Source organism: Klebsiella sp. CTHL.F3a (assembly GCF_019890895.1).
Lineage (GTDB): Bacteria > Pseudomonadota > Gammaproteobacteria > Enterobacterales > Enterobacteriaceae > Klebsiella > Klebsiella grimontii.
The window spans coordinates 468,708-490,675 of sequence record NZ_CP082360.1 but is presented as its reverse complement, the minus strand read 5'-3'; the positions used below and the strand labels follow the sequence as shown (position 1 = coordinate 490,675).

At 50.2% G+C, this 21,968-nt stretch carries 38 protein-coding genes; 3 read left to right on the top strand and 35 right to left on the bottom strand.

All coding sequences use genetic code 11. From position 1 onward, the window contains the following. Positions 1–20: 20 nt before the first annotated feature. Positions 21–1,397 (top strand): Trk system potassium transporter TrkA, encoded by a 1,377-nt coding sequence (trkA, locus tag K7H21_RS02310; protein WP_004125888.1) that lies wholly within the window; start codon positions 21–23, stop codon positions 1,395–1,397. A 140-nt stretch (positions 1,398–1,537) separates the two neighbouring features. Continuing rightward, entirely contained in the window at positions 1,538–1,951 is a 414-nt protein-coding gene (mscL, locus tag K7H21_RS02305) for a large-conductance mechanosensitive channel protein MscL (protein ID WP_004125889.1), read from the top strand. Here the strand turns inward: mscL and K7H21_RS02300 are convergent. The 31 genes from K7H21_RS02300 to rpsJ form a co-directional block, all read right to left on the bottom strand. Next, positions 1,905–2,165, bottom strand: a complete 261-nt coding sequence (locus K7H21_RS02300) for an alternative ribosome-rescue factor A (protein WP_004125891.1) — start codon at positions 2,163–2,165, stop codon at positions 1,905–1,907. The two genes, mscL and K7H21_RS02300, sit on opposite strands and share 47 nt — an antisense overlap. A 58-nt stretch (positions 2,166–2,223) precedes the next feature. After that, the gene (gene zntR, locus K7H21_RS02295) at positions 2,224–2,649 is read right to left on the bottom strand and encodes a Zn(2+)-responsive transcriptional regulator (RefSeq protein WP_004125893.1); all 426 of its coding nucleotides are present in this window, start codon (positions 2,647–2,649) and stop codon (positions 2,224–2,226) included. 2 nt (positions 2,650–2,651) lie between these two features. Continuing rightward, a complete protein-coding gene (locus K7H21_RS02290) occupies positions 2,652–3,020 on the bottom strand; it encodes a DnaJ family domain-containing protein (RefSeq protein ID WP_004125895.1) in 369 nt (122 codons plus the stop codon). 107 nt (positions 3,021–3,127) lie between these two features. Then, positions 3,128–3,514, bottom strand: coding sequence for a 50S ribosomal protein L17 (rplQ, locus tag K7H21_RS02285; RefSeq protein WP_001216372.1), 387 nt, complete (start codon positions 3,512–3,514; stop codon positions 3,128–3,130). A gap of 40 nt (positions 3,515–3,554) precedes the next feature. Next, positions 3,555–4,544 carry a DNA-directed RNA polymerase subunit alpha gene (locus K7H21_RS02280; protein ID WP_002919219.1) on the bottom strand — a complete coding sequence of 330 codons (990 nt, stop codon included), beginning with the start codon at positions 4,542–4,544 and terminating at the stop codon, positions 3,555–3,557. Between the two features lie 25 nt (positions 4,545–4,569). Then, complete coding sequence (gene rpsD, locus K7H21_RS02275; RefSeq protein WP_004125897.1) at positions 4,570–5,190, bottom strand: 30S ribosomal protein S4; 621 nt, start codon at positions 5,188–5,190, stop codon at positions 4,570–4,572. Between the two features lie 33 nt (positions 5,191–5,223). Beyond that, on the bottom strand, positions 5,224–5,613 hold the full coding sequence (gene rpsK, locus K7H21_RS02270; protein ID WP_004138423.1) for a 30S ribosomal protein S11: 390 nt from the start codon (positions 5,611–5,613) through the stop codon (positions 5,224–5,226). Between the two features lie 16 nt (positions 5,614–5,629). Further along, positions 5,630–5,986, bottom strand: coding sequence for a 30S ribosomal protein S13 (gene rpsM, locus K7H21_RS02265; RefSeq protein WP_004106333.1), 357 nt, complete (start codon positions 5,984–5,986; stop codon positions 5,630–5,632). Positions 5,987–6,132: 146 nt separating this feature from the next. Next, positions 6,133–6,249 carry a 50S ribosomal protein L36 gene (gene rpmJ / locus K7H21_RS02260; protein WP_000868187.1) on the bottom strand — a complete coding sequence of 39 codons (117 nt, stop codon included), beginning with the start codon at positions 6,247–6,249 and terminating at the stop codon, positions 6,133–6,135. A gap of 31 nt (positions 6,250–6,280) precedes the next feature. Beyond that, positions 6,281–7,612 carry a preprotein translocase subunit SecY gene (secY, locus tag K7H21_RS02255; RefSeq protein ID WP_004106334.1) on the bottom strand — a complete coding sequence of 444 codons (1,332 nt, stop codon included), beginning with the start codon at positions 7,610–7,612 and terminating at the stop codon, positions 6,281–6,283. 7 nt (positions 7,613–7,619) lie between these two features. Continuing rightward, positions 7,620–8,054 carry a 50S ribosomal protein L15 gene (gene rplO / locus K7H21_RS02250; RefSeq protein WP_004106336.1) on the bottom strand — a complete coding sequence of 145 codons (435 nt, stop codon included), beginning with the start codon at positions 8,052–8,054 and terminating at the stop codon, positions 7,620–7,622. Between the two features lie 3 nt (positions 8,055–8,057). Beyond that, positions 8,058–8,237, bottom strand: coding sequence for a 50S ribosomal protein L30 (gene rpmD / locus K7H21_RS02245; RefSeq protein ID WP_001140434.1), 180 nt, complete (start codon positions 8,235–8,237; stop codon positions 8,058–8,060). Between the two features lie 3 nt (positions 8,238–8,240). Further along, positions 8,241–8,744 (bottom strand): 30S ribosomal protein S5, encoded by a 504-nt coding sequence (rpsE, locus tag K7H21_RS02240; RefSeq protein WP_004106339.1) that lies wholly within the window; start codon positions 8,742–8,744, stop codon positions 8,241–8,243. Between the two features lie 14 nt (positions 8,745–8,758). Further along, entirely contained in the window at positions 8,759–9,112 is a 354-nt protein-coding gene (gene rplR, locus K7H21_RS02235) for a 50S ribosomal protein L18 (RefSeq protein WP_000358960.1), read from the bottom strand. A 9-nt stretch (positions 9,113–9,121) separates the two neighbouring features. Continuing rightward, the gene (rplF, locus tag K7H21_RS02230; protein WP_004106341.1) at positions 9,122–9,655 is read right to left on the bottom strand and encodes a 50S ribosomal protein L6; all 534 of its coding nucleotides are present in this window, start codon (positions 9,653–9,655) and stop codon (positions 9,122–9,124) included. 12 nt (positions 9,656–9,667) lie between these two features. Next, positions 9,668–10,060, bottom strand: coding sequence for a 30S ribosomal protein S8 (gene rpsH / locus K7H21_RS02225; protein WP_004106343.1), 393 nt, complete (start codon positions 10,058–10,060; stop codon positions 9,668–9,670). Between the two features lie 33 nt (positions 10,061–10,093). Next, entirely contained in the window at positions 10,094–10,399 is a 306-nt protein-coding gene (gene rpsN / locus K7H21_RS02220) for a 30S ribosomal protein S14 (protein WP_002919667.1), read from the bottom strand. 14 nt (positions 10,400–10,413) lie between these two features. Beyond that, a complete protein-coding gene (rplE, locus tag K7H21_RS02215; protein WP_001096202.1) occupies positions 10,414–10,953 on the bottom strand; it encodes a 50S ribosomal protein L5 in 540 nt (179 codons plus the stop codon). Positions 10,954–10,967: 14 nt separating this feature from the next. After that, a complete protein-coding gene (gene rplX, locus K7H21_RS02210) occupies positions 10,968–11,282 on the bottom strand; it encodes a 50S ribosomal protein L24 (RefSeq protein ID WP_004106345.1) in 315 nt (104 codons plus the stop codon). A 10-nt stretch (positions 11,283–11,292) separates the two neighbouring features. Next, positions 11,293–11,664, bottom strand: coding sequence for a 50S ribosomal protein L14 (gene rplN / locus K7H21_RS02205; RefSeq protein ID WP_000613954.1), 372 nt, complete (start codon positions 11,662–11,664; stop codon positions 11,293–11,295). 165 nt (positions 11,665–11,829) lie between these two features. Next, positions 11,830–12,084 carry a 30S ribosomal protein S17 gene (gene rpsQ / locus K7H21_RS02200; protein ID WP_004106347.1) on the bottom strand — a complete coding sequence of 85 codons (255 nt, stop codon included), beginning with the start codon at positions 12,082–12,084 and terminating at the stop codon, positions 11,830–11,832. Continuing rightward, complete coding sequence (rpmC, locus tag K7H21_RS02195; RefSeq protein WP_002919754.1) at positions 12,084–12,275, bottom strand: 50S ribosomal protein L29; 192 nt, start codon at positions 12,273–12,275, stop codon at positions 12,084–12,086. Before rpmC ends, rpsQ begins: the two co-directional genes overlap by 1 nt. Then, positions 12,275–12,685: a 50S ribosomal protein L16 gene (rplP, locus tag K7H21_RS02190; protein ID WP_002919759.1), complete on the bottom strand. Its 411-nt coding sequence runs from the start codon at positions 12,683–12,685 to the stop codon at positions 12,275–12,277. The genes rpmC and rplP overlap by 1 nt, the downstream gene beginning before the upstream one ends. Before the next feature lie 12 nt (positions 12,686–12,697). Next, complete coding sequence (gene rpsC, locus K7H21_RS02185; RefSeq protein ID WP_004106350.1) at positions 12,698–13,396, bottom strand: 30S ribosomal protein S3; 699 nt, start codon at positions 13,394–13,396, stop codon at positions 12,698–12,700. A gap of 17 nt (positions 13,397–13,413) precedes the next feature. Then, positions 13,414–13,746 carry a 50S ribosomal protein L22 gene (rplV, locus tag K7H21_RS02180; protein ID WP_002919773.1) on the bottom strand — a complete coding sequence of 111 codons (333 nt, stop codon included), beginning with the start codon at positions 13,744–13,746 and terminating at the stop codon, positions 13,414–13,416. Between the two features lie 14 nt (positions 13,747–13,760). Beyond that, a complete protein-coding gene (gene rpsS, locus K7H21_RS02175; protein WP_001138115.1) occupies positions 13,761–14,039 on the bottom strand; it encodes a 30S ribosomal protein S19 in 279 nt (92 codons plus the stop codon). A gap of 16 nt (positions 14,040–14,055) precedes the next feature. After that, on the bottom strand, positions 14,056–14,877 hold the full coding sequence (gene rplB, locus K7H21_RS02170) for a 50S ribosomal protein L2 (RefSeq protein ID WP_000301869.1): 822 nt from the start codon (positions 14,875–14,877) through the stop codon (positions 14,056–14,058). A 17-nt stretch (positions 14,878–14,894) separates the two neighbouring features. Beyond that, on the bottom strand, positions 14,895–15,197 hold the full coding sequence (rplW, locus tag K7H21_RS02165; RefSeq protein WP_000617546.1) for a 50S ribosomal protein L23: 303 nt from the start codon (positions 15,195–15,197) through the stop codon (positions 14,895–14,897). Then, positions 15,194–15,799: a 50S ribosomal protein L4 gene (gene rplD, locus K7H21_RS02160; protein WP_003031119.1), complete on the bottom strand. Its 606-nt coding sequence runs from the start codon at positions 15,797–15,799 to the stop codon at positions 15,194–15,196. The genes rplW and rplD overlap by 4 nt, the downstream gene beginning before the upstream one ends. A 10-nt stretch (positions 15,800–15,809) precedes the next feature. Continuing rightward, on the bottom strand, positions 15,810–16,439 hold the full coding sequence (rplC, locus tag K7H21_RS02155; RefSeq protein WP_004106354.1) for a 50S ribosomal protein L3: 630 nt from the start codon (positions 16,437–16,439) through the stop codon (positions 15,810–15,812). Positions 16,440–16,471: 32 nt separating this feature from the next. After that, complete coding sequence (rpsJ, locus tag K7H21_RS02150) at positions 16,472–16,783, bottom strand: 30S ribosomal protein S10 (protein WP_001181005.1); 312 nt, start codon at positions 16,781–16,783, stop codon at positions 16,472–16,474. A gap of 380 nt (positions 16,784–17,163) precedes the next feature. Between rpsJ and K7H21_RS02145 the strand changes: the two genes are divergently transcribed. Beyond that, positions 17,164–17,640 (top strand): prepilin peptidase, encoded by a 477-nt coding sequence (locus K7H21_RS02145; RefSeq protein WP_004125908.1) that lies wholly within the window; start codon positions 17,164–17,166, stop codon positions 17,638–17,640. On the opposite strand, the gene bfr is transcribed toward K7H21_RS02145, so the two are convergent. The 4 genes from bfr to fusA form a co-directional block, all read right to left on the bottom strand. Then, the gene (bfr, locus tag K7H21_RS02140) at positions 17,624–18,100 is read right to left on the bottom strand and encodes a bacterioferritin (protein WP_004125910.1); all 477 of its coding nucleotides are present in this window, start codon (positions 18,098–18,100) and stop codon (positions 17,624–17,626) included. The two genes, K7H21_RS02145 and bfr, sit on opposite strands and share 17 nt — an antisense overlap. A 74-nt stretch (positions 18,101–18,174) precedes the next feature. Then, entirely contained in the window at positions 18,175–18,369 is a 195-nt protein-coding gene (gene bfd, locus K7H21_RS02135; protein WP_004125913.1) for a bacterioferritin-associated ferredoxin, read from the bottom strand. A 173-nt stretch (positions 18,370–18,542) separates the two neighbouring features. Next, positions 18,543–19,727 carry an elongation factor Tu gene (gene tuf / locus K7H21_RS02130; protein WP_004097636.1) on the bottom strand — a complete coding sequence of 395 codons (1,185 nt, stop codon included), beginning with the start codon at positions 19,725–19,727 and terminating at the stop codon, positions 18,543–18,545. Positions 19,728–19,797: 70 nt separating this feature from the next. Continuing rightward, complete coding sequence (gene fusA / locus K7H21_RS02125; protein WP_004115957.1) at positions 19,798–21,912, bottom strand: elongation factor G; 2,115 nt, start codon at positions 21,910–21,912, stop codon at positions 19,798–19,800. Between the last annotated feature and the right edge of the window lie 56 nt (positions 21,913–21,968).

The window sequence follows — 21,968 nt, the reverse complement described above, 5'->3', positions numbered from 1 at the left end:
GAGATAACGAGTCGCGACTGATGAAAATTATCATATTGGGCGCAGGGCAGGTCGGCGGAACTCTGGCAGAAAACCTTGTCGGAGAGAACAACGATATTACGCTGGTAGACACGAATGGCGACCGCCTTCGCAGTCTTCAGGACAAATTTGATCTCAGAGTGGTTCAGGGCCACGGCTCGCATCCTCGCGTGCTGCGTGAGGCCGGTGCGGATGATGCCGACATGCTGGTTGCAGTGACCAGCTCAGATGAAACGAACATGGTGGCCTGTCAGGTCGCCTATTCGCTGTTTAATACGCCAAATCGTATTGCCCGCATCCGTTCCCCGGATTATGTACGCGATGCTGATAAACTTTTCCATTCAGAAGCGGTTCCTATTGACCACCTCATCGCTCCAGAGCAGCTGGTAATTGACAGTATTCACCGTCTGATCGAGTACCCAGGCGCGCTGCAGGTTGTCAATTTTGCTGAAGGCAAAGTCAGCCTTGCTGTCGTTAAAGCTTATTATGGCGGTCCTTTGGTGGGAAACGCGCTTTCAACTATGCGCGAGCATATGCCGCATATTGATACACGCGTAGCAGCTATTTTTCGCCACGATCGTCCTATCAGGCCACAAGGATCAACAATCGTAGAAGCCGGTGATGAGGTGTTTTTCATCGCAGCATCACAGCATATTCGTGCAGTGATGAGCGAACTTCAGCGTCTTGAAAAACCGTACAAGCGCATCATGTTAGTTGGCGGGGGAAACATTGGGGCCGGGCTCGCCCATAAGCTGGAGAAAGATTACAGCGTCAAGCTTATTGAACGTAATCAACAGCGCGCCGCAGAGCTCGCAGAAAAGTTGCAAAATACAATTGTCTTTTACGGTGATGCATCAGATCAAGAATTGCTGGCGGAAGAACACATCGATCAAGTCGATCTTTTTATTGCCGTCACCAACGATGATGAAGCTAACATTATGTCTGCCATGCTCGCAAAACGCATGGGCGCCAAAAAAGTAATGGTACTGATCCAGCGCCGGGCCTATGTTGATCTTGTTCAGGGGAGCGTGATCGACATTGCAATATCACCGCAGCAGGCAACAATTTCTGCTCTGCTCAGCCATGTGCGTAAAGCCGATATTGTTGGCGTTTCCTCTCTGCGCCGCGGTGTCGCGGAGGCCATTGAAGCTGTAGCGCACGGAGATGAAAGCACTTCGCGGGTCGTTGGTCGCGCTATCGATGAGATTAAACTCCCCCCCGGAACAATTATTGGCGCAGTAGTACGCGGTAATGATGTCATGATCGCGAATAATAATCTGCGTATTGAGCAAGGGGATCATGTCGTTATGTTCCTGACGGACAAAAAATTCATCTCTGATGTCGAGAGACTATTCCAGCCAAGTCCTTTCTTCCTGTAGCTCTTAGGCGTCGACAAGACGCCTTTCTTTTATCCCTTATATATCAAAGGATAATATTTTTCTGCAATTATTCCCCAGTAATGGAAAATAAGAATACATTTGTTAAACTTATCTGTGTTAGCTGGCTCAAGGAGAATAAAATGAGTTTTTTAAAAGAATTTCGCGAATTTGCGATGCGCGGGAACGTGGTTGATTTGGCAGTCGGTGTCATCATTGGTGCAGCATTTGGTAAAATCGTATCGTCGTTAGTTGCCGATATTATTATGCCGCCACTAGGTTTACTCATTGGCGGAATCGACTTTAAACAGTTTGCTGTCACGCTACGAGACGCCCAGGGAGACATCCCAGCGGTCGTAATGCATTATGGCGTATTCATCCAGAACGTCTTCGATTTTATTATCGTGGCGTTTGCCATTTTTATGGCAATCAAACTGATGAATAAATTGAATAGAAAAAAAGAAGAGATACCGGCAGCACCACCGGCCCCGACCAAAGAAGAAGTCCTGCTTAGCGAAATTCGTGACCTGTTGAAAGAACAAAACAATCGTTCTTAAGAAGCGTCAAAAGCAGAAGGCCAGTGGTAAAAAAGTTATTTACTTTCTTGCCACTGGCCTCCCGACCATTCCGTCCTGCATGTTTTTCTTTTCTTTGGTAGCTCCCTTTCCCTTTCTTGTTCTTCTCAACTCGCTGCCTGAATAATGGGTCATGAAGTAATGCCTCAATGGCGTTATCTTTAATTTGCCCTTTAGTATGCTGATAGCGGCTCATAAACTCTCCAGATTAGTAAAAGAAATCGGCCTGAGTGTAGACGCGACTGATGCAAAAATCAACGTGCTGTATTTTGGTTGCTGGCACCCTGCTCAAGCGCTTCAAGAATTGAACAATAGACGCTGCTGTGCGCTGTTCCGCAGCAAGCATCATTGAGGCGCTGCAAAGAACGACGCATGGTTTGTAGCTCTTTAATCCGGGATTCCACTTCGCTTAAACGAGCCTGCACAATACCTTTAGATTCCTGGCAGGTGTGATGTTCAGGATCGATGCGGATCGAAAGAAGTTCGCGGATCGATTCCAGCGTGAAACCGAGCTGCCTGGCATAGCGGATAAAACGCAGCCTCTGTAAGTCGTTGTCCGTATAGAGGCGAAATCCACCTTCCGTACGCACATTGTGATCCATCATCTGCTGCTTTTCGTAGTAGCGGATGGTGTCGGGAGTAACATCAGCCAATTTTGCCAGTTCACCAATACGGTACATGATTACTCCTCTTTAATTTTATGTAGCAACTTATCAGCGTAATCTCCGCGCAGGAAGTCAGTGTTCAGGCCCGCCTGTCGCAGCTTTAATTCGAGTAGCGCCAAACGACGGCTCAGCTCCGCATAGCGCGGATCGCTCTCCTGTACACCTTTTAGTAAGTCAGTGAGCATTACCGCTTCTTTACGATGTTCAAGTTCTGGAGGTAAACAACCCGCATTTTTGAGTAATCGATAACCTGCGCGTAGCTCAGCTGGCACATGCGAGTCGTCATCCAGAGACAGGGGTTCCCCGCTTCCCGGAAGATTATCTAACTCACCTTTGCGCTGCGCATCAAGAATATGACGTTCTGCCCACTGATCCAGTAACCACATCATAAGGCTCCGGCGATGAACATAAATAATGCAGATATTGTAAACAAGCAGGAATAGGGAGGATATAAAAAAACCCGCCGGAGCGGGTTTTTTTACGTTACTACAGATTACTCTGCAGCAGCTTCTGCTTTCGATTCAGAGCGATCAACCAGCTCGATGTATGCCATCGGCGCGTTGTCGCCTGCACGGAAGCCACACTTCAGAATACGAGTGTAACCACCGGCGCGGCTCGCGAAACGCGGGCCCAGCTCGTTAAACAGTTTTGCCACGATCTCGTTATCACGAGTGCGGGCGAATGCCAGACGACGATTAGCAACGCTATCAGTCTTGGCAAGAGTAATCAGCGGCTCAACTACGCGACGCAGTTCTTTCGCTTTCGGCAGGGTCGTCTTGATGATTTCATGACGAACCAGCGAACCAGCCATGTTACGGAACATAGCCTGGCGATGGCTGCTGTTGCGGTTCAGTTGACGACCACTCTTACGATGGCGCATGACCTTATCCTTCTCAGTAAAACCTTAACCTGTGATCCGGTTACTCGTCAGCAATGCTTGCCGGTGGCCAGTTTTCCAGGCGCATGCCCAGAGACAAACCACGTGAAGCCAGCACGTCTTTAATCTCGGTAAGAGATTTTTTACCCAGGTTCGGCGTTTTCAGCAACTCAACCTCGGTACGCTGTACCAGATCACCGATATAGTGGATAGCTTCTGCCTTAAGGCAGTTAGCAGAGCGGACAGTCAATTCGAGATCGTCAACAGGGCGCAGCAGGATCGGATCGAATTCTGGTTTCTCTTCTTTCACTTCCGGCTGACGTACATCACGTAAATCAACGAAAGCTTCCAGTTGTTCTGCCAGGATGGTTGCCGCACGACGAATCGCCTCTTCAGGATCGATTGTGCCGTTGGTTTCCATTTCGATGACCAGCTTGTCCAGGTCGGTACGCTGTTCTACACGCGCTGCTTCAACATTGTAGGCAATACGCTCTACCGGGCTGTAGCATGCGTCGACCAGCAGACGGCCGATTGGGCGCTCATCTTCTTCCGAATGAATTCGGGCAGAAGCCGGCACATAACCGCGACCGCGCTGAACTTTGATACGCATGCTAATAGCAGCGTTCTCATCGGTCAGGTGGCAGATCACATGTTGCGGCTTGACGATTTCGACATCACCGTCATGGGTAATGTCGGCTGCGGTCACAGGGCCAATGCCAGATTTGTTCAAAGTAAGGATAACTTCATCTTTACCCTGAACTCTCACCGCCAGCCCTTTCAGGTTGAGCAGGATTTCAAGGATATCTTCCTGAACGCCTTCTTTGGTGCTGTACTCATGAAGTACACCATCAATCTCAACCTCGGTCACCGCGCAACCCGGCATCGATGAGAGCAGAATACGGCGCAGTGCGTTACCCAGAGTATGGCCAAAGCCACGCTCTAAAGGTTCAAGGGTCACCTTGGCGTGCGTCGAACTCACTTGCTCGATATCGACCAGGCGCGGTTTTAGAAACTCTGTCACAGAACCCTGCATTGTGTCCTCTCTTTGGTACTAAGCTTTACTTGGAGTAAAGCTCGACGATCAGGTGTTCGTTAATGTCCGCAGACAGATCAGAACGTTCCGGCTGACGCTTGAACGTACCTTCCATCTTGCCAGCATCAACTTCCAGCCAGGTTGGCTTTTCACGCTGCTCAGCCAGCTCCAGAGCGGCTTTCACGCGAGATTGCTTTTTCGCTTTCTCACGAATGCTGACAACGTCATTCGCTTTAACCTGATAAGAAGCGATGTTAACAACACGACCGTTTACCATGATAGCTTTGTGGCTAACCAGCTGACGTGATTCAGCACGAGTCGCGCCGAAGCCCATACGGTATACAACGTTGTCCAGACGACCTTCCAGCAGAGTCAACAGGTTTTCACCGGTGTTGCCTTTCAGACGCGCTGCTTCTTTATAGTAGTTACGGAACTGACGCTCCAGCACACCGTACATACGGCGAACTTTTTGCTTTTCACGCAACTGCACACCATAGTCAGACAGACGCGGTTTACGCGCACCGTGCTGGCCAGGAGCTTGTTCAATTTTACACTTGGTATCGATCGCGCGAACGCCAGACTTAAGGAACAGGTCTGTGCCCTCACGACGGCTCAGCTTGAGCTTAGGACCCAAATATCTTGCCATTTTCTTTCTCCAACAATCCTAGAAACGAACGCGTTATACGCGACGTTTTTTCGGCGGACGACAACCGTTATGAGGGATCGGAGTCACATCAGTAATATTCGTGATGCGGAAACCAGCGGCGTTCAGTGCACGAATAGTAGATTCGCGACCTGGACCCGGACCTTTGACCATAACTTCCAGATTCTTGATGCCGTATTCTTTTACGGCTTCAGCGCAACGCTCTGCTGCAACCTGAGCTGCGAACGGAGTGGATTTGCGAGAACCACGGAAACCGGAACCACCGGCTGTTGCCCAACCCAGCGCGTTACCCTGACGATCGGTAATGGTAACGATGGTGTTGTTAAAAGAAGCATGGACATGAGCCACGCCATCAGAGACTTGTTTTCTTACACGCTTACGTGCACGAACTGGTGCCTTTGCCATTATTCAATCACCCCGACTATTTCTTGATCGGTTTACGCGGACCCTTACGGGTACGTGCGTTGGTCTTAGTACGCTGACCGCGAACCGGAAGACCACGACGATGGCGTAAACCACGATAGCAACCAAGGTCCATCAGACGCTTGATGCTCAGGGTGATTTCACGGCGCAGATCACCTTCAACGACAAATTTACCAACCGCTTCACGCAGGGATTCAATTTGTTCTTCAGACAGCTCACTGATCTTAACATTTTCAGCGATACCCGTGTCAGCACAGATGGCTTTAGAGCGGGTCTTGCCGATACCGAAAATGGCAGTTAATGCGATTACGGTATGTTTGTGATCAGGAATGTTAATGCCTGCTATACGGGCCACTATGCACTCCTACTATTTAATATGTACGCACCATGCTGAAAAGCCCGTTTTCAGGATACTCAAATGGAAACGTACAGACATACAAAAGATTGGCTGGCTAATCTAGCCAGCTCAACCCAACTTTGCAAGAAAAATATGCGAATAAATCAGCCTTGGCGCTGTTTATGCTTCGGCTCGGCACTGCAAATCACGCGGATGACGCCATCACGCTTAACGATTTTGCAGTTACGGCATAATTTCTTGACGGAAGCACGAACTTTCATTTTTACTCTCCGTAACTTCTCGAGCGACCTGTTAGCGGCCGTAGCCTTTCAGGTTCGCCTTCTTCAATGCAGACTCGTACTGACTCGACATCATCAGAGTTTGCACTTGAGCCATAAAGTCCATAATCACGACAACAACGATAAGCAGTGAGGTCCCACCAAAGTAGAACGGTACTTTCATTGCATCACGCATGAACTCCGGGATCAGGCAGATAAAAGTGATGTATAACGCACCGACTAAAGTCAGGCGAGTCATTACTTTATCGATATACTTCGCCGTTTGCTCTCCCGGACGAATTCCTGGTACAAATGCACCGGACTTCTTCAGGTTATCTGCTGTTTCACGCGGGTTGAAAACCAACGCCGTATAGAAGAAACAGAAGAAGATGATTGCAGACGCATAGAGTAACACATAAAGCGGTTGCCCAGGCTGCAAATACAGCGAAATTGTTGTCAGCCAGTTCCAACCAGTACCGCCCCCGAACCATGATGTAATGGTTGCCGGGAACAGAATAATACTGGAAGCGAAGATTGCCGGGATTACCCCTGCCATATTCACTTTCAGCGGTAAATGTGTGCTCTGTGCAGCATAGACACGACGACCCTGTTGACGCTTAGCGTAGTTTACCACAATGCGGCGTTGGCCACGCTCAACAAAGACAACAAAGAAAGTCACTGCAAATACTAATACTGCAACCAACAGCAACAGGAGGAAGTGCAGGTCGCCTTGACGCGCTTGCTCGATAGTATGGGCGATGGCCGGCGGGAGACCCGCAACGATACCGGCGAAGATAATGATCGAGATACCGTTTCCGATACCGCGTTCAGTAATCTGTTCACCGAGCCACATCAGGAACATCGTTCCTGAGACCAGACTAACAACAGCGGTGAAATAGAATGCAAAGCCTGGATTAATCACCAGGCCCTGCATACCAGGCATATTCGGCAGACCGGTAGCAATACCAATCGACTGGAATATCGCCAGCACCAGAGTACCGTAGCGGGTGTACTGGCTGATCTTACGACGACCAGACTCCCCTTCTTTCTTCAGCTCTGCTAACGGCTGATAAACAACCGTTAACAGCTGGACAATGATCGATGCCGAAATATACGGCATGATACCCAACGCAAAGATAGAAGCACGGCTGAGAGCACCACCAGAGAACATGTTGAACATTTCAATGATGGTGCCTCGCTGTTGCTCAAGCAGTTTGGCAAGTACAGCGGCATCAATACCAGGGATCGGAATAAAAGAGCCAATACGGAACACAATCAACGCACCGATTACAAACAACAGTCTGCGCTTCAGTTCGCCAATCCCACCTTTGGCACTTTGAAAATCTAATCCCGGTTGCTTAGCCATCTGCTACTTATTCCTCAATTTTACCGCCAGCAGCTTCGATAGCAGCACGAGCACCTTTAGTCACGCGCAGGCCACGAACAGTTACCGGACGAGATACTTCACCAGACAGGATCACTTTCGCGAATTCGATCTGGATACCGATAATGTTAGCCGCTTTCAGCGTGTTCAGGTCGATAACATCGCCTTCTACGTGAGCCAGATCAGACAGACGAACTTCTGCAGTGATCATCGCTTTACGAGAAGTGAAGCCGAATTTCGGCAGACGACGGTACAGAGGCATCTGACCACCTTCGAAACCGCGACGTACGCCACCGCCAGAACGAGAGTTCTGACCTTTGTGACCACGACCACCGGTTTTACCGAGGCCAGAACCGATACCACGACCCAGGCGTTTACCCGCCTTTTTGGAGCCTTCGGCCGGAGACAGAGTATTTAAACGCATCTCTTACTCCTCAACTTTAACCATGAAGGAAACCGCGTTGACCATACCACGAACAGCAGGAGTATCCTCGCGCTCTACGGTGTGACCAATACGACGCAGACCCAGGCCAAGCAGCGTTGCCTTGTGTTTCGGCAAACGACCGATTGCACTGCGGGTTTGAGTAATTTTAATAGTCTTTGCCATGGTTTATTTCCCCAGAATTTCTTCAACGGATTTACCACGCTTGGCAGCGACCATTTCTGGAGAATTCATATTTTCCAGGCCATCAATAGTTGCACGAACCACGTTGATCGGGTTGGTGGAACCATATGCTTTGGCCAGAACGTTATGAACTCCAGCAACTTCCAGAACGGCGCGCATTGCACCACCGGCAATGATACCGGTACCTTCGGAAGCTGGCTGCATGAATACACGAGAACCCGTGTGAACACCTTTAACCGGGTGCTGCAGGGTGCCGTGGTTCAGCGCGACATTAATCATATTGCGACGGGCTTTTTCCATCGCTTTCTGGATCGCTGCTGGAACTTCACGCGCTTTACCGTAACCAAAACCAACGCGACCGTTACCGTCACCAACTACAGTCAGAGCTGTGAAGGAGAAAATACGACCACCTTTAACGGTTTTAGATACGCGGTTAACCGCGATCAGCTTTTCCTGCAGTTCGCCAGCTTGTTTTTCGATGTGAGCCATCTTACACCTCTACCTTAGAACTGAAGGCCAGCTTCACGGGCAGCATCTGCCAGTGCCTGGACACGACCATGATATTGGAACCCGGAACGGTCAAAGGAAACATCTTTGATGCCTTTTTCCAGAGCGCGTTCAGCAACAGCTTTACCCACAGCTGCTGCCGCGTCTTTGTTACCGGTGTACTTCAGTTGTTCAGCGATAGCTTTTTCTACAGTAGAAGCAGCTACCAGAACTTCAGAACCGTTCGGTGCAATTACCTGTGCGTAAATATGACGCGGGGTACGATGTACCACCAGGCGAGTTGCACCCAGCTCCTGGAGCTTGCGGCGTGCGCGGGTCGCACGACGGATACGAGCAGATTTCTTATCCATAGTGTTACCTTACTTCTTCTTAGCCTCTTTGGTACGCACGACTTCGTCGGCGTAACGAACACCCTTGCCTTTATAAGGCTCAGGACGACGGTAGGCGCGCAGATCTGCTGCAACCTGACCGATCACCTGCTTATCAGCGCCTTTCAGCACGATTTCAGTTTGAGTCGGACATTCTGCAGTGATACCGGCCGGCAGTTTATGCTCAACAGGATGAGAGAAACCTAAAGCCAGGTTTACTACATCCCCTTTGACCGCTGCACGATAGCCTACACCAACCAGCTGAAGCTTTTTAGTGAAGCCTTCGGTAACACCAACAACCATTGAGTTCAGCAGGGCACGCGCGGTACCAGCCTGAGCCCATCCATCCACGAAACCATCACGCGGACCGAAGGTCAGAGCATTATCTGCATGTTTAACTTCAACAGCATTGTTGAGGGTACGAGTCAGCTCGCCGTTTTTACCTTTGATCGTAATAACCTGACCGTTGATTTTTACATCAACGCCGGCAGGAACAACGACCGGTGCTTTAGCAACACGAGACATTTTTTCCTCCGATTAGGCTACGTAGCAGATAATTTCGCCACCAAGACCAGCCTGGCGCGCTGCACGATCGGTCATAACACCTTTAGAGGTAGAAATAACCGCGATACCCAGACCCGCCATAACTTTCGGCAGCTCATCTTTACGTTTGTAGATGCGCAGACCTGGGCGGCTGACACGCTGAATGCTTTCTACAACAGCTTTACCCTGGAAATACTTAAGAGTCAGTTCCAGTTCCGGCTTGATGTCGCCTTCAACTTTAAAATCTTCAATAAAGCCTTCTTCCTTCAGCACGTTGGCAATTGCCACTTTCAGCTTGGAGGAAGGCATGGTGACCGCAGCTTTATTCGCGGCCTGACCGTTACGGATACGGGTCAGCATATCCGCGATCGGATCTTGCATGCTCATCTGTCTTTACTCCCGTGATTCAATTGGTGACAATTACCAGCTAGCCTTTTTCAGACCCGGGATTTCACCGCGCATTGCGGCTTCACGGACCTTGATACGGCTCAACCCGAACTTCCGCAGGAAACCATGCGGACGACCTGTTTGACGGCAGCGATTACGCTGACGAGACGGGCTGGAATCACGCGGCAGAGTCTGCAGCTTGAGAACAGCGTTCCAACGATCTTCGTCGGTTGCGTTCACATCAGAGATGATAGCTTTCAGTTCAGCGCGTTTAGCGAAGAATTTATCAGCTAAAGCCACGCGCTTTACTTCGCGTGCTTTCATTGATTGCTTAGCCATTAAGTAACCCTACCTTACTTGCGGAACGGGAAGTCAAAGGCAGCCAGCAGAGCGCGGCCTTCTTCATCAGATTTCGCAGTAGTGGTAATGGTAATATCCAAACCACGAACGCGGTCGACTTTATCGTAGTCGATTTCTGGGAAGATGATCTGCTCACGGACACCCATGCTGTAGTTGCCACGACCGTCGAAAGACTTAGCGGACAAGCCACGGAAGTCACGGATACGCGGTACAGCAATAGTGATCAGGCGCTCAAAGAACTCCCACATGCGTTCGCCACGCAGAGTTACTTTACAGCCGATCGGATAGCCCTGACGGATTTTGAAGCCTGCAACTGATTTGCGTGCTTTGGTGATCAGCGGTTTTTGACCGGAGATTGCTGTCAGATCTGCTGCTGCGTTATCCAGCAGTTTCTTGTCAGCGATCGCTTCACCAACACCCATGTTCAGGGTGATCTTCTCGACCCGAGGGACTTGCATGACAGAATTGTAGTTAAACTCAGTCATGAGTTTTTTAACTACTTCGTCTTTGTAGTAATCATGCAGTTTCGCCATCGTACTACTCCAAATTACTTGATAGTTTCGCTATTAGACTTGAAGAAACGGACTTTTTTGCCGTCTTCGAATCTAAAGCCTACACGGTCAGCCTTGCCGGTTGCCGCATTGAAGATCGCAACGTTAGAAACCTGAATAGCAGCTTCTTTTTCAACGATGCCGCCTGGTTGGTTCAGAGCCGGAACCGGCTTCTGGTGTTTCTTAACCAGGTTGATACCTTCAACAATGAGCTTGCCGGAAGACAAGACATTCTTAACTTTACCGCGTTTACCTTTATCTTTACCGGTTAACACGATAACTTCGTCATCACGACGGATTTTCGCTGCCATGATTCGCTCCTTAGAGTACTTCTGGGGCCAGAGAGATAATTTTCATGAACTTCTCGTTACGAAGTTCACGAGTTACCGGCCCAAAAATACGCGTACCGATGGGCTGCTCGCTGTTATTGTTTAAAATAACGCATGCATTACCATCGAAGCGAATGACAGAACCGTCCGGGCGACGAACACCCTTCTTGGTGCGCACCACTACCGCCTTCAGCACATCACCTTTTTTGACCTTACCACGCGGAATTGCTTCCTTGATGGTGATCTTGATGATGTCGCCTACGCCTGCGTAGCGACGGTGCGAGCCACCCAGAACCTTGATACACATTACGCGACGTGCACCGGAGTTGTCGGCGACGTTCAGCATAGTCTGTTCTTGGATCATTTTAGTGCTCCGCTAATGTCAACTACTACTGAGACCCAAAAATAGGGTCGTTAAAAAAGCCCCATATCGAGGGCGCGGCATTATAACACCGCAAATCAGATATGGGTAGAAAAAATAAACGGCTCATCGCTGAGCCGTTTATCCGTATCGAGAATGCGTACTGTATTACAGAACCGCTTTCTCTACAACGCGAACCAGCGTCCAGGACTTAGTCTTGGACAGCGGACGGCATTCGCGGATTTCAACCACGTCGCCGATACCGCATTCGTTGTTCTCGTCATGTACGTGCAGTTTGGTCGTACGCTTGATGAATTTGCCGTATACCGGGTGTTTCACCATACGTTCGATAGCAACAACAATGGATTTCTCCATTTTGTCGCTAACCACGCGACCTTGCAGAGTACGGATTTTATCGGTCATTACGCACCCGCCTTCTGAGTCAGTAAAGTCTTAACGCGTGCAACATCACGACGCACTTGCTTCAGCAGATGAGTCTGTTGCAGCTGGCCACTTGCAGCCTGCATACGCAGGTTGAACTGCTCACGCAGCAGGTTCAGCAGCTCAGCGTTCAGCTCTTCAACGCTTTTTTCACGCAGCTCTTTTGCTTTCATTACATCACCGTCTTAGTTACAAAGGTGGTTTTGATCGGCAGTTTCGCTGCTGCCAGGCCGAATGCTTCACGGGCCAGCTCTTCCGGTACGCCGTCCATTTCATAAAGGACTTTACCCGGCTGAATCAAGGCAACCCAGTACTCCACGTTACCTTTACCTTTACCCATACGAACTTCCAGCGGCTTCTCGGTGATCGGTTTGTCCGGGAATACACGGATCCAGATCTTACCTTGACGCTTAACTGCACGGGTCATAGCACGACGTGCTGCTTCGATCTGACGTGCAGTCAGACGACCACGGCCAACAGCTTTCAGACCGAAAGTGCCGAAGCTAACATCCGTACCCTGCGCCAGACCACGGTTGCGGCCTTTGTGCACTTTACGGAATTTTGTACGCTTTGGTTGTAACATCAGCGACGCTCCTTATTTACGGCCTTTACGCTGCTGCTTTTTAGGTTGAGCAGCCGGTTCCGGTTGTTCAACAGCAGCCATACCACCCAGGATCTCACCTTTGAAGATCCATACCTTAACGCCGATTACACCGTAAGTGGTGTGCGCTTCAGAGGTGTTGTAGTCGATGTCAGCACGCAGAGTGTGCAGCGGAACGCGACCTTCACGGTACCATTCGGTACGTGCGATTTCCGCGCCGCCAAGACGGCCGCTAACTTCAACTTTGATACCTTTAGCGCCCAGACGCATTGCGTTCTGTACAGCACGCTTCATCGCACGACGGAACATAACGCGACGTTCCAGCTGAGAAGTGATGCTGTCAGCAACCAATTTAGCGTCCAGTTCAGGCTTACGAACTTCGGCAATATTGATCTGTGCAGGCACGCCAGCGAGATCCGCGACGACCTTGCGCAGTTTTTCTACGTCTTCGCCTTTCTTACCGATAACGATACCCGGGCGAGCAGTGTGAATGGTCACACGAATGCTTTTAGCCGGACGCTCGATAACGATACGAGATACAGACGCTTTCGCCAGTTCCTTAGTCAGGTACTGACGTACTTTAAAATCGCTGTCCAGGTTGTCAGCGAATTCTTTGGTGTTCGCAAACCAGGTTGAGTTCCATGGTTTTACAATACCCAGGCGAATACCATTAGGATGTACTTTCTGACCCATTGCTAGTCTCCAGAGTCTCAGCGATCGGACACAACCACAGTAATGTGGCTGGTGCGCTTCAGGATGCGATCTGCACGACCTTTAGCACGCGGCATAATGCGCTTCATGCTCGGGCCTTCGTCTACGAAAATTTTCGCAACTTTCAGATCATCAATGTCAGCGCCATCGTTGTGTTCAGCGTTAGCAATGGCAGATTCCAGTACCTTCTTGACCAGTACAGCAGCTTTCTTATTGGTGTAGGTCAGAATATCCAGGGCCTGCGACACTTTCTTACCGCGAATCAGGTCAGCAACAAGGCGAACCTTCTGAGCAGAAGAACGAGCATGGCGATGTTGAGCTAAAGTTTCCATCTCTTCCTCCTACCTTATTTCTTCTTCGCTTTTTTATCAGCAGCGTGGCCGCGATAAGTACGAGTCGGTGCGAATTCACCCAGTTTGTGACCAACCATTTCGTCGGAAACAAAAACTGGAACGTGCTGACGACCATTATGGACAGCGATGGTCAAACCGATCATGTTAGGAAAGATCGTTGAACGACGGGACCAAGTGCGCAGGGGCTTCTTGTCTCCGCTTTCCACCGCTTTCTCTACCTTCTTCAGCAAGTGCAGGTCAATAAAAGGACCTTTCTTGAGAGAACGTGGCATGGCTTATCCTCTAAAATTATTTGCTACGGCGACGTACGATGAATTTATCAGTACGCTTGTTGCTGCGGGTCTTCTTACCTTTGGTCTGAACGCCCCACGGAGTTACCGGGTGCTTACCAAAGTTACGACCTTCACCACCACCATGTGGGTGGTCGACTGGGTTCATCGCAGTACCGCGAACGGTAGGACGAACACCACGCCAGCGTGCAGCACCTGCTTTACCCAGAACGCGCAGCATATGCTCAGCATTGCCAACTTCGCCCAGAGTAGCGCGGCAGTCTGCTTCGACTTTACGCATTTCACCAGAGCGCAGACGCAGGGTGACATAAGCACCATCGCGAGCAACGATCTGAACGTAAGTACCAGCGGAACGCGCCAGCTGACCGCCTTTACCTGGTTTCATTTCTACGTTATGAACGGTAGAACCAACCGGGATATTGCGCATCGGCAGGGTGTTGCCTGCTTTGATTGCAGCATCAACGCCAGATTGAATCTGGTCGCCAGCTTTCAGGCCTTTAGGGGCCAGAATGTAACGGCGCTCACCATCTTTGTACAGAACCAGCGCGATGTTCGCGGAGCGGTTCGGATCGTACTCAAGACGTTCAACAACTGCCGGGATACCATCTTTGTTGCGTTTGAAGTCAACAATACGGTAGGCCTGTTTGTGACCACCACCGATATGACGGGTGGTGATACGGCCATTGTTGTTACGACCACCGGATTTGCTGTTTTTTTCAACCAGCGGAGCAAAAGGTTTGCCCTTGTGCAGCTCTGGGTTGACCACTTTAACAACGTGGCGACGACCCGGAGATGTCGGTTTACATTTAACAACTGCCATTGTATTACTCCTCCGACTTACTCAGCGCCGCCGACGAAGTCCAGATTCTGGCCTTCCTTCAGGGTGACGTAAGCTTTTTTCCAGTCGCTACGACGACCGATACGCTGTCCGTGACGTTTAACTTTCCCTTTAACAACCAGGGTGTTAACGACTTCGACTTCGACTTCAAACAGTTTCTGCACAGCAGCTTTGATCTCTGCTTTGGTCGCGTCTTTAGCAACTTTGAGAACGATGGTATTGGTTTTTTCCATCGCAGTAGACGCTTTTTCAGAAACGTGCGGTGCGCGCAGCACCTTCAGCAGACGTTCTTCACGAATCATGCCAGCATCTCCTCAACTTGCTTAACAGCATCAGCAGTCATTACGACTTTGTCGAAGGCGATCAGGCTAACCGGGTCGATACCAGTTGCATCACGTACGTCAACCTTGTGCAGGTTGCGCGCAGCAAGGAACAGGTTCTCGTCCAGCTCACCGGTGATGATCAGCACATCTTCCAGAGCCATGTCTTTCAGTTTCTGTGCCAGCAGCTTAGTTTTAGGCGCTTCTACAGAGAAAGATTCGACAACGATCAGACGATCCTGACGTACCAGTTCGGACAGAATGCTTTTCAGCGCGCCGCGGTACATCTTTTTGTTAACTTTTTGACTGTGGTCCTGCGGACGCGCAGCGAAGGTCACGCCACCTGAACGCCAGATCGGGCTCTTGATAGAACCTGAACGCGCACGGCCGGTACCTTTCTGGCGCCACGGCTTTTTGCCTGAACCAGTTACTTCAGCACGAGTCTTCTGAGCACGAGTACCCTGACGAGCACCAGCTGCATAAGCAACTACAACCTGGTGAACCAGCGCTTCGTTGAAATCACGACCGAAGGTAGTTTCGGAAACAGTCAGCGCGCTCTGCGCGTCTTTCAATACTAATTCCATTGCTATCCCCTTACGCCTTCACAGCTGGTTTAACGATCAGGTCGCTACCGGTTGCACCCGGGACCGCGCCTTTAACCAGCAGCAGGTTGCGCTCAGCGTCAACACGTACTACGTCCAGGCTCTGAACGGTGACACGTTCGTTACCCAGCTGACCTGCCATTTTCTTGCCTTTGAACACTTTGCCCGGAGTCTGGTTCTGACCGATAGAACCCGGAACGCGGTGAGACAAGGAGTTACCGTGAGTTGCGTCCTGGGTACGGAAGTTCCAGCGCTTAACGGTACCAGCAAAACCTTTACCTTTAGAGGTACCGGTTACGTCAACTTTTTTAACGTCAGCAAACAGCTCAACGCTAATGTCCTGACCTACGGTGAACTCTTCGCCGTCAGCCAGACGGAATTCCCACAGACCACGGCCAGCTTCAACGCCAGCTTTAGCGAAGTGACCCGCTTCCGGTTTAGTTACACGGTTAGCTTTTTTAGCACCAGTGGTAACCTGAACGGCACGGTAGCCATCGTTAGCCAGATCTTTAACCTGAGTAACGCGGTTTGCTTCAACTTCGATTACGGTTACTGGGATAGATACGCCATCTTCAGTGAAGATGCGGGTCATGCCCACTTTTTTACCGACTAAACCAATCATTGTTTCAACCTCTCAATCGCTCGATGACCTGATTAACCCAGGCTGATCTGCACGTCTACACCGGCAGCCAGATCCAGACGCATCAGAGCATCAACGGTTTTTTCAGTTGGCTCAACGATGTCAACCAGACGCTTATGAGTGCGGATTTCGTACTGATCGCGCGCATCTTTGTTGACGTGCGGAGAAATCAGAACGGTAAAGCGCTCTTTGCGGGTCGGCAGCGGGATCGGACCACGGACTTGCGCACCAGTGCGCTTAGCAGTCTCGACGATTTCCGCGGTTGATTGATCGATCAGACGATGATCAAACGCTTTAAGGCGGATACGGATTCTTTGGTTCTGCATGAGACCAGAGCTCCAATTATTTTATAGACGAAATGGTTACTCCTCATACCCATTACGATTGATGGGAGAGTGTAACCGTTCTTACATAGTTCCCCAATTGGGAACATTGTTTGGTAGCGTGTTGCTGCTACCGGGGTTCATATCGAACCGGCCGTCAACTTTGACAGGCCCGCGCATTATACGCAAATTCAGATACAACGCAAGGGCTGCGTACAAAATCATCACCTGTTTCCGGGAGCACGCATCCGCGTTTACTGCAATACCATGAAAGACCAGTAAAAACTCTGGATTAGGGTATCCACTCCTGTTTATTGCCTTTTGCCAGAAACCCCGTATCAGCATCACACTCGGTCACTGAGGCCACAACGCGGGAACAATCGATGACAGTAGCGACCTTTGCATTCTTTATTATCCATGGCGGGTTATTACTCACGCTTTGTTGGCACGACCTGCGCTACGGCTTGCTACCCGATAAATTTACCTGCCCTCTGCTGTGGAGTGGATTGCTTTATTATCTCTGTCTGTCGCCGGCTAATCTGGTACATGCCGTCTGGGGTGCGATAGGCGGCTATCTGGCCTTCGGGTTGATCTATTGGCTCTACAGGGGAATACGCGGGCGAGAAGGCATTGGCTACGGCGATATAAAATTTCTCGCCGCGCTTGGGGCATGGCATGGGTGGAAAGTTTTACCGCAGCTTGTTCTCATAGCAGCTATTCTGGCCTGCGCTGCCGTAACAGCGCTGACTTTGTGCACAAGAACAAGGCAGACGCTACACTACCCGCTGCCTTTTGGCCCTTTCCTGGCCGCAGCGGGTGTGTTCTGTGGATGGCAGGCGTTTATCAGTCAGCCACTTTAATCTGCGACTGAAGATAATTCTGCAGACCAATTTTGCCTATCAGGTCCAATTCGGTTTCCAGCCAATCGATATGGCCCTCTTCATCTGCAAGGATGGTGATTAACATATCACGGCTGACGTAGTCATGGACGCTATCGGCATAGGCAATGGCCTCGCGTAGATCCTTCGCCCCTTCAAGCTCCAGCCTCAGGTCGGATTGCAGCATCTCCTCGACGTCTTCCCCGATGCGGAGTTTGCCGAGATCCTGCAGATTCGGGATCCCTTCGAGAAACAAAATGCGCTCAATATACTTATCGGCGTGCTTCATTTCATCGATAGATTCGTGGTATTCGACATCATTGAGGCGCATCAGGCCCCAGTTCTTGAACATTCTCGCATGGAGAAAGTATTGATTAATTGCGACAAGCTCATTTCCCAATAATTTATTGAGATAACTTATGATTTTGACATCACCTTTCATTATATAGTCCCTCCGCTTCCACTTATTGAAGCGTAGTTCGAGCTATAGGGATGTCAAAGTAAAGCTGAGGGGCTTCAGGCGATCTCTTGATATTCCGGCATGCGGGTTAATTCATCTTCCATAATTTCGCGCGCCGCGCGAACGCACTTACCGCATTGATTTCCAACGGGAATAAATTTTCTCAGTTGCTGAAAAGACTGAGGATTGAATTGGCGCACAGCCTGGCGAATTTTTTTATCGTTCACACCATTACACAGACAAACGTACATATATACTCCCGTTCAACTTACAAACAAAGTGTAAATGAGAATAGTTATGATTACAATAGCGTGTCTATTAAATAAACATTTAATCTATTTGCTGCTGGTCATCGTGCTGCAACTCACAAATAGCAGGCAGCAAAAAGGGCGCCTTAGCGCCCTTTTTAATTCAGAACTAATTATTAGCCCAGAACTTTAGCAACAACGCCCGCGCCAACGGTACGGCCACCTTCACGGATTGCGAAACGCAGACCGTCGTCCATCGCGATCGGGTGGATCAGGGTAACAACCATTTTGATGTTGTCGCCCGGCATTACCATCTCTACGCCTTCCGGCAGTTCGATGGTGCCAGTCACGTCAGTTGTACGGAAGTAGAACTGCGGACGGTAGCCTTTGAAGAACGGAGTATGACGGCCGCCTTCGTCTTTGGAAAGAATGTACACTTCAGATTCGAACTTGGTGTGCGGCTTGATGGAACCCGGCTTAGCCAGTACCTGACCACGTTCGATTTCTTCACGTTTGATACCACGCAGCAGAACACCAACGTTCTCACCAGCACGGCCTTCGTCCAGCAGTTTGCGGAACATTTCAACGCCAGTACAGGTAGACTTCGCAGTCTCTTTGATACCAACGATTTCAACTTCTTCGCCAACTTTGATGATACCGCGCTCTACACGACCGGTAACAACGGTACCACGACCGGAGATGGAGAATACGTCTTCGATCGGCAGCAGGAACGGCTTGTCAATCGCACGCTCTGGTTCCGGGATGTAAGAATCCAGGTAGCCAGCCAGTTCGATGATTTTCGCTTCCCAGTCTGCGTCGCCTTCCAGCGCTTTCAGAGCGGAACCGCGAACGATCGGAGTGTCGTCGCCCGGGAAATCGTACTGAGACAGAAGTTCACGAACTTCCATTTCAACCAGTTCCAGCAGCTCTTCGTCATCAACCATGTCGCATTTGTTCAGGAACACGATGATGTACGGAACGCCTACCTGACGACCCAGCAGGATGTGCTCACGAGTCTGCGGCATCGGGCCGTCAGTCGCAGCAACAACCAGGATCGCGCCGTCCATCTGCGCAGCACCGGTGATCATGTTTTTAACATAGTCGGCGTGGCCCGGGCAGTCTACGTGCGCGTAGTGGCGAGTCGGGGTGTCATATTCAACGTGAGAAGTGTTGATGGTGATACCACGAGCTTTTTCTTCCGGCGCGTTATCGATCTGGTCGAATGCACGAGCAGAACCACCGTAGGTTTTAGCCAGAACGGTAGTGATTGCAGCGGTCAGAGTAGTTTTACCATGGTCAACGTGGCCGATAGTACCGACGTTGACGTGCGGTTTTGTACGTTCAAATTTTTCTTTAGACACGGCTATATTCCTTACTATAGTGCTCTCCCCTTCTGGAGAGAGCACGGGACTTTGGTTTTAACCCTGCGGCTTATTTACCACGGGCTTCGATTACGGCCTGAGCAACGTTGTTCGGCGCATCATCATACTTCAGGAACTCCATGGAGTAAGAAGCACGACCTTTGGTCAGAGAACGCAGCTGAGTTGCATATCCGAACATTTCAGACAGCGGAACTTCAGCGTGGATCACAACGCCAGTCACGTTGGATTCCTGACCGCGCAGCATACCGCGACGACGGCTAAGGTCACCGATAACGTCACCAGTGTTCTCTTCCGGAGTTTCTACTTCAACCTTCATGATCGGCTCAAGCAGAACTGGTTTCGCTTTCTTAAAGCCATCTTTAAAGGCAATAGAAGCGGCCAGTTTAAACGCCAGTTCAGAGGAGTCAACGTCGTGGTAAGAACCGAAGTGCAGACGCACGCCCAGATCAACTACCGGATAACCAGCCAGAGGACCTGCTTTCAGCTGCTCCTGGATGCCTTTATCAACGGCCGGGATGTATTCGCCAGGAATTACACCACCTTTGATGTCGTTGATGAACTCATAACCTTTCGGGTTAGAGCCCGGCTCCAGTGGGTACATGTCGATAACGACGTGACCGTACTGACCGCGACCACCAGACTGTTTAGCGTGTTTACCTTCGATATCGGTAACTTTCGCGCGAATCGCTTCGCGGTAAGCAACCTGAGGTTTACCGACGTTCGCTTCAACGTTGAATTCACGCTTCATACGGTCAACGATGATGTCGAGGTGCAGCTCACCCATACCGGCGATGATGGTCTGGTTAGATTCTTCGTCAGTCCATACGCGGAAAGACGGGTCTTCTTTAGCCAGACGGCCCAGAGCCAGACCCATTTTTTCCTGGTCAGCTTTGGTTTTCGGTTCAACAGCGATAGAGATTACCGGCTCAGGGAATTCCATACGCTCCAGAATGATCGGCGCATTAGGATCGCACAGAGTGTCACCCGTAGTTACGTCTTTCAGACCGATAGCAGCAGCGATATCGCCCGCGCGAACTTCTTTGATCTCTTCACGTTTGTTAGCGTGCATCTGTACGATACGACCGAAACGCTCACGTGCAGCTTTCACGGAGTTCAGGATGGTATCACCAGAGTTAACCACACCGGAGTACACGCGGAAGAAGGTCAGGTTACCCACGAACGGGTCGGTAGCGATTTTGAATGCCAGAGCAGCAAACGGCTCATCATCGCTAGCGTGACGCTCAGCCGGAGTATCTTTACCGTCGTCCAAGATACCGTTGATCGCAGGTACGTCAACCGGGGATGGCAGGTAGTCAACTACCGCATCCAGCATCGCCTGAACACCTTTGTTCTTGAACGCAGAACCACAGGTTACCAGGATGATTTCGTTGTTCAGAACGCGCTGACGCAGAGCAGTTTTAATCTCTTCTTCAGTCAGTTCTTCACCACCCAGGTATTTCTCCATCAGCTCTTCAGAAGCTTCAGCAGCGGACTCGATCAGGTTCTGGTGCCATTCTTCGGCCAGTTCCTGCATGTCTGCCGGGATATCTTCATAAGTGAAGGTTACACCTGCATCTTCTTCGTTCCAGTTGATGGCTTTCATTTTCACCAGGTCAACAACACCGGTGAACGCTTCTTCAGCGCCAATCGCCAGCTGCAGCGGAACAGGGTTCGCGCCCAGACGGGTTTTGATCTGACCAACAACTTTCAGGAAGTTCGCACCCATACGGTCCATTTTGTTAACGAACGCAATGCGCGGAACTTTATATTTGTTTGCCTGACGCCATACGGTTTCAGACTGAGGCTGAACACCACCAACTGCGCAGTAAACCATTACTGCACCATCAAGCACACGCATGGAACGTTCTACTTCGATAGTGAAGTCAACGTGCCCCGGGGTGTCGATGATGTTTACGCGATGCGGTTCATACTGCTTAGCCATACCTGACCAGAATGCAGTAGTCGCTGCGGAGGTGATAGTAATACCACGCTCCTGCTCCTGTTCCATCCAGTCCATGGTGGCAGCGCCGTCATGAACTTCACCGATTTTGTGGTTTACACCGGTGTAGAACAGAATACGTTCGGTAGTAGTAGTTTTACCGGCGTCGATGTGCGCACTGATACCGATGTTACGGTAGCGTGCGATGGGTGTTGTACGAGCCATTTGATTCCTCGTTATTTCTTTAGGCGTTCAGTTAAGTTATCCAAAACGGGCGACTT

Bases quoted from the DNA above. Each gene is read 5' to 3' on its own strand.
- trkA (WP_004125888.1), top strand. From the start codon at position 21: ATGAAAATTATCATATTGGGCGCAGGGCAGGTCGGCGGAACTCTGGCA.
- mscL (WP_004125889.1), top strand. From the start codon at position 1,538: ATGAGTTTTTTAAAAGAATTTCGCGAATTTGCGATGCGCGGGAACGTG.
- K7H21_RS02300 (WP_004125891.1), bottom strand. From the start codon at position 2,165: ATGAGCCGCTATCAGCATACTAAAGGGCAAATTAAAGATAACGCCATT.
- zntR (WP_004125893.1), bottom strand. From the start codon at position 2,649: ATGTACCGTATTGGTGAACTGGCAAAATTGGCTGATGTTACTCCCGAC.
- K7H21_RS02290 (WP_004125895.1), bottom strand. From the start codon at position 3,020: ATGTGGTTACTGGATCAGTGGGCAGAACGTCATATTCTTGATGCGCAG.
- rplQ (WP_001216372.1), bottom strand. From the start codon at position 3,514: ATGCGCCATCGTAAGAGTGGTCGTCAACTGAACCGCAACAGCAGCCAT.
- K7H21_RS02280 (WP_002919219.1), bottom strand. From the start codon at position 4,544: ATGCAGGGTTCTGTGACAGAGTTTCTAAAACCGCGCCTGGTCGATATC.
- rpsD (WP_004125897.1), bottom strand. From the start codon at position 5,190: ATGGCAAGATATTTGGGTCCTAAGCTCAAGCTGAGCCGTCGTGAGGGC.
- rpsK (WP_004138423.1), bottom strand. From the start codon at position 5,613: ATGGCAAAGGCACCAGTTCGTGCACGTAAGCGTGTAAGAAAACAAGTC.
- rpmJ (WP_000868187.1), bottom strand. From the start codon at position 6,249: ATGAAAGTTCGTGCTTCCGTCAAGAAATTATGCCGTAACTGCAAAATC.
- secY (WP_004106334.1), bottom strand. From the start codon at position 7,612: ATGGCTAAGCAACCGGGATTAGATTTTCAAAGTGCCAAAGGTGGGATT.
- rplO (WP_004106336.1), bottom strand. From the start codon at position 8,054: ATGCGTTTAAATACTCTGTCTCCGGCCGAAGGCTCCAAAAAGGCGGGT.
- rpmD (WP_001140434.1), bottom strand. From the start codon at position 8,237: ATGGCAAAGACTATTAAAATTACTCAAACCCGCAGTGCAATCGGTCGT.
- rpsE (WP_004106339.1), bottom strand. From the start codon at position 8,744: ATGGCTCACATCGAAAAACAAGCTGGCGAACTGCAGGAAAAGCTGATC.
- rplR (WP_000358960.1), bottom strand. From the start codon at position 9,112: ATGGATAAGAAATCTGCTCGTATCCGTCGTGCGACCCGCGCACGCCGC.
- rplF (WP_004106341.1), bottom strand. From the start codon at position 9,655: ATGTCTCGTGTTGCTAAAGCACCGGTCGTTGTTCCTGCCGGCGTTGAT.
- rpsH (WP_004106343.1), bottom strand. From the start codon at position 10,060: ATGAGCATGCAAGATCCGATCGCGGATATGCTGACCCGTATCCGTAAC.
- rpsN (WP_002919667.1), bottom strand. From the start codon at position 10,399: ATGGCTAAGCAATCAATGAAAGCACGCGAAGTAAAGCGCGTGGCTTTA.
- rplE (WP_001096202.1), bottom strand. From the start codon at position 10,953: ATGGCGAAACTGCATGATTACTACAAAGACGAAGTAGTTAAAAAACTC.
- rplX (WP_004106345.1), bottom strand. From the start codon at position 11,282: ATGGCAGCGAAAATCCGTCGTGATGACGAAGTTATCGTGTTAACCGGT.
- rplN (WP_000613954.1), bottom strand. From the start codon at position 11,664: ATGATCCAAGAACAGACTATGCTGAACGTCGCCGACAACTCCGGTGCA.
- rpsQ (WP_004106347.1), bottom strand. From the start codon at position 12,084: ATGACCGATAAAATCCGTACTCTGCAAGGTCGCGTGGTTAGCGACAAA.
- rpmC (WP_002919754.1), bottom strand. From the start codon at position 12,275: ATGAAAGCAAAAGAGCTGCGTGAAAAAAGCGTTGAAGAGCTGAACGCT.
- rplP (WP_002919759.1), bottom strand. From the start codon at position 12,685: ATGTTACAACCAAAGCGTACAAAATTCCGTAAAGTGCACAAAGGCCGC.
- rpsC (WP_004106350.1), bottom strand. From the start codon at position 13,396: ATGGGTCAGAAAGTACATCCTAATGGTATTCGCCTGGGTATTGTAAAA.
- rplV (WP_002919773.1), bottom strand. From the start codon at position 13,746: ATGGAAACTTTAGCTCAACATCGCCATGCTCGTTCTTCTGCTCAGAAG.
- rpsS (WP_001138115.1), bottom strand. From the start codon at position 14,039: ATGCCACGTTCTCTCAAGAAAGGTCCTTTTATTGACCTGCACTTGCTG.
- rplB (WP_000301869.1), bottom strand. From the start codon at position 14,877: ATGGCAGTTGTTAAATGTAAACCGACATCTCCGGGTCGTCGCCACGTT.
- rplW (WP_000617546.1), bottom strand. From the start codon at position 15,197: ATGATTCGTGAAGAACGTCTGCTGAAGGTGCTGCGCGCACCGCACGTT.
- rplD (WP_003031119.1), bottom strand. From the start codon at position 15,799: ATGGAATTAGTATTGAAAGACGCGCAGAGCGCGCTGACTGTTTCCGAA.
- rplC (WP_004106354.1), bottom strand. From the start codon at position 16,439: ATGATTGGTTTAGTCGGTAAAAAAGTGGGCATGACCCGCATCTTCACT.
- rpsJ (WP_001181005.1), bottom strand. From the start codon at position 16,783: ATGCAGAACCAAAGAATCCGTATCCGCCTTAAAGCGTTTGATCATCGT.
- K7H21_RS02145 (WP_004125908.1), top strand. From the start codon at position 17,164: ATGACAGTAGCGACCTTTGCATTCTTTATTATCCATGGCGGGTTATTA.
- bfr (WP_004125910.1), bottom strand. From the start codon at position 18,100: ATGAAAGGTGATGTCAAAATCATAAGTTATCTCAATAAATTATTGGGA.
- bfd (WP_004125913.1), bottom strand. From the start codon at position 18,369: ATGTACGTTTGTCTGTGTAATGGTGTGAACGATAAAAAAATTCGCCAG.
- fusA (WP_004115957.1), bottom strand. From the start codon at position 21,912: ATGGCTCGTACAACACCCATCGCACGCTACCGTAACATCGGTATCAGT.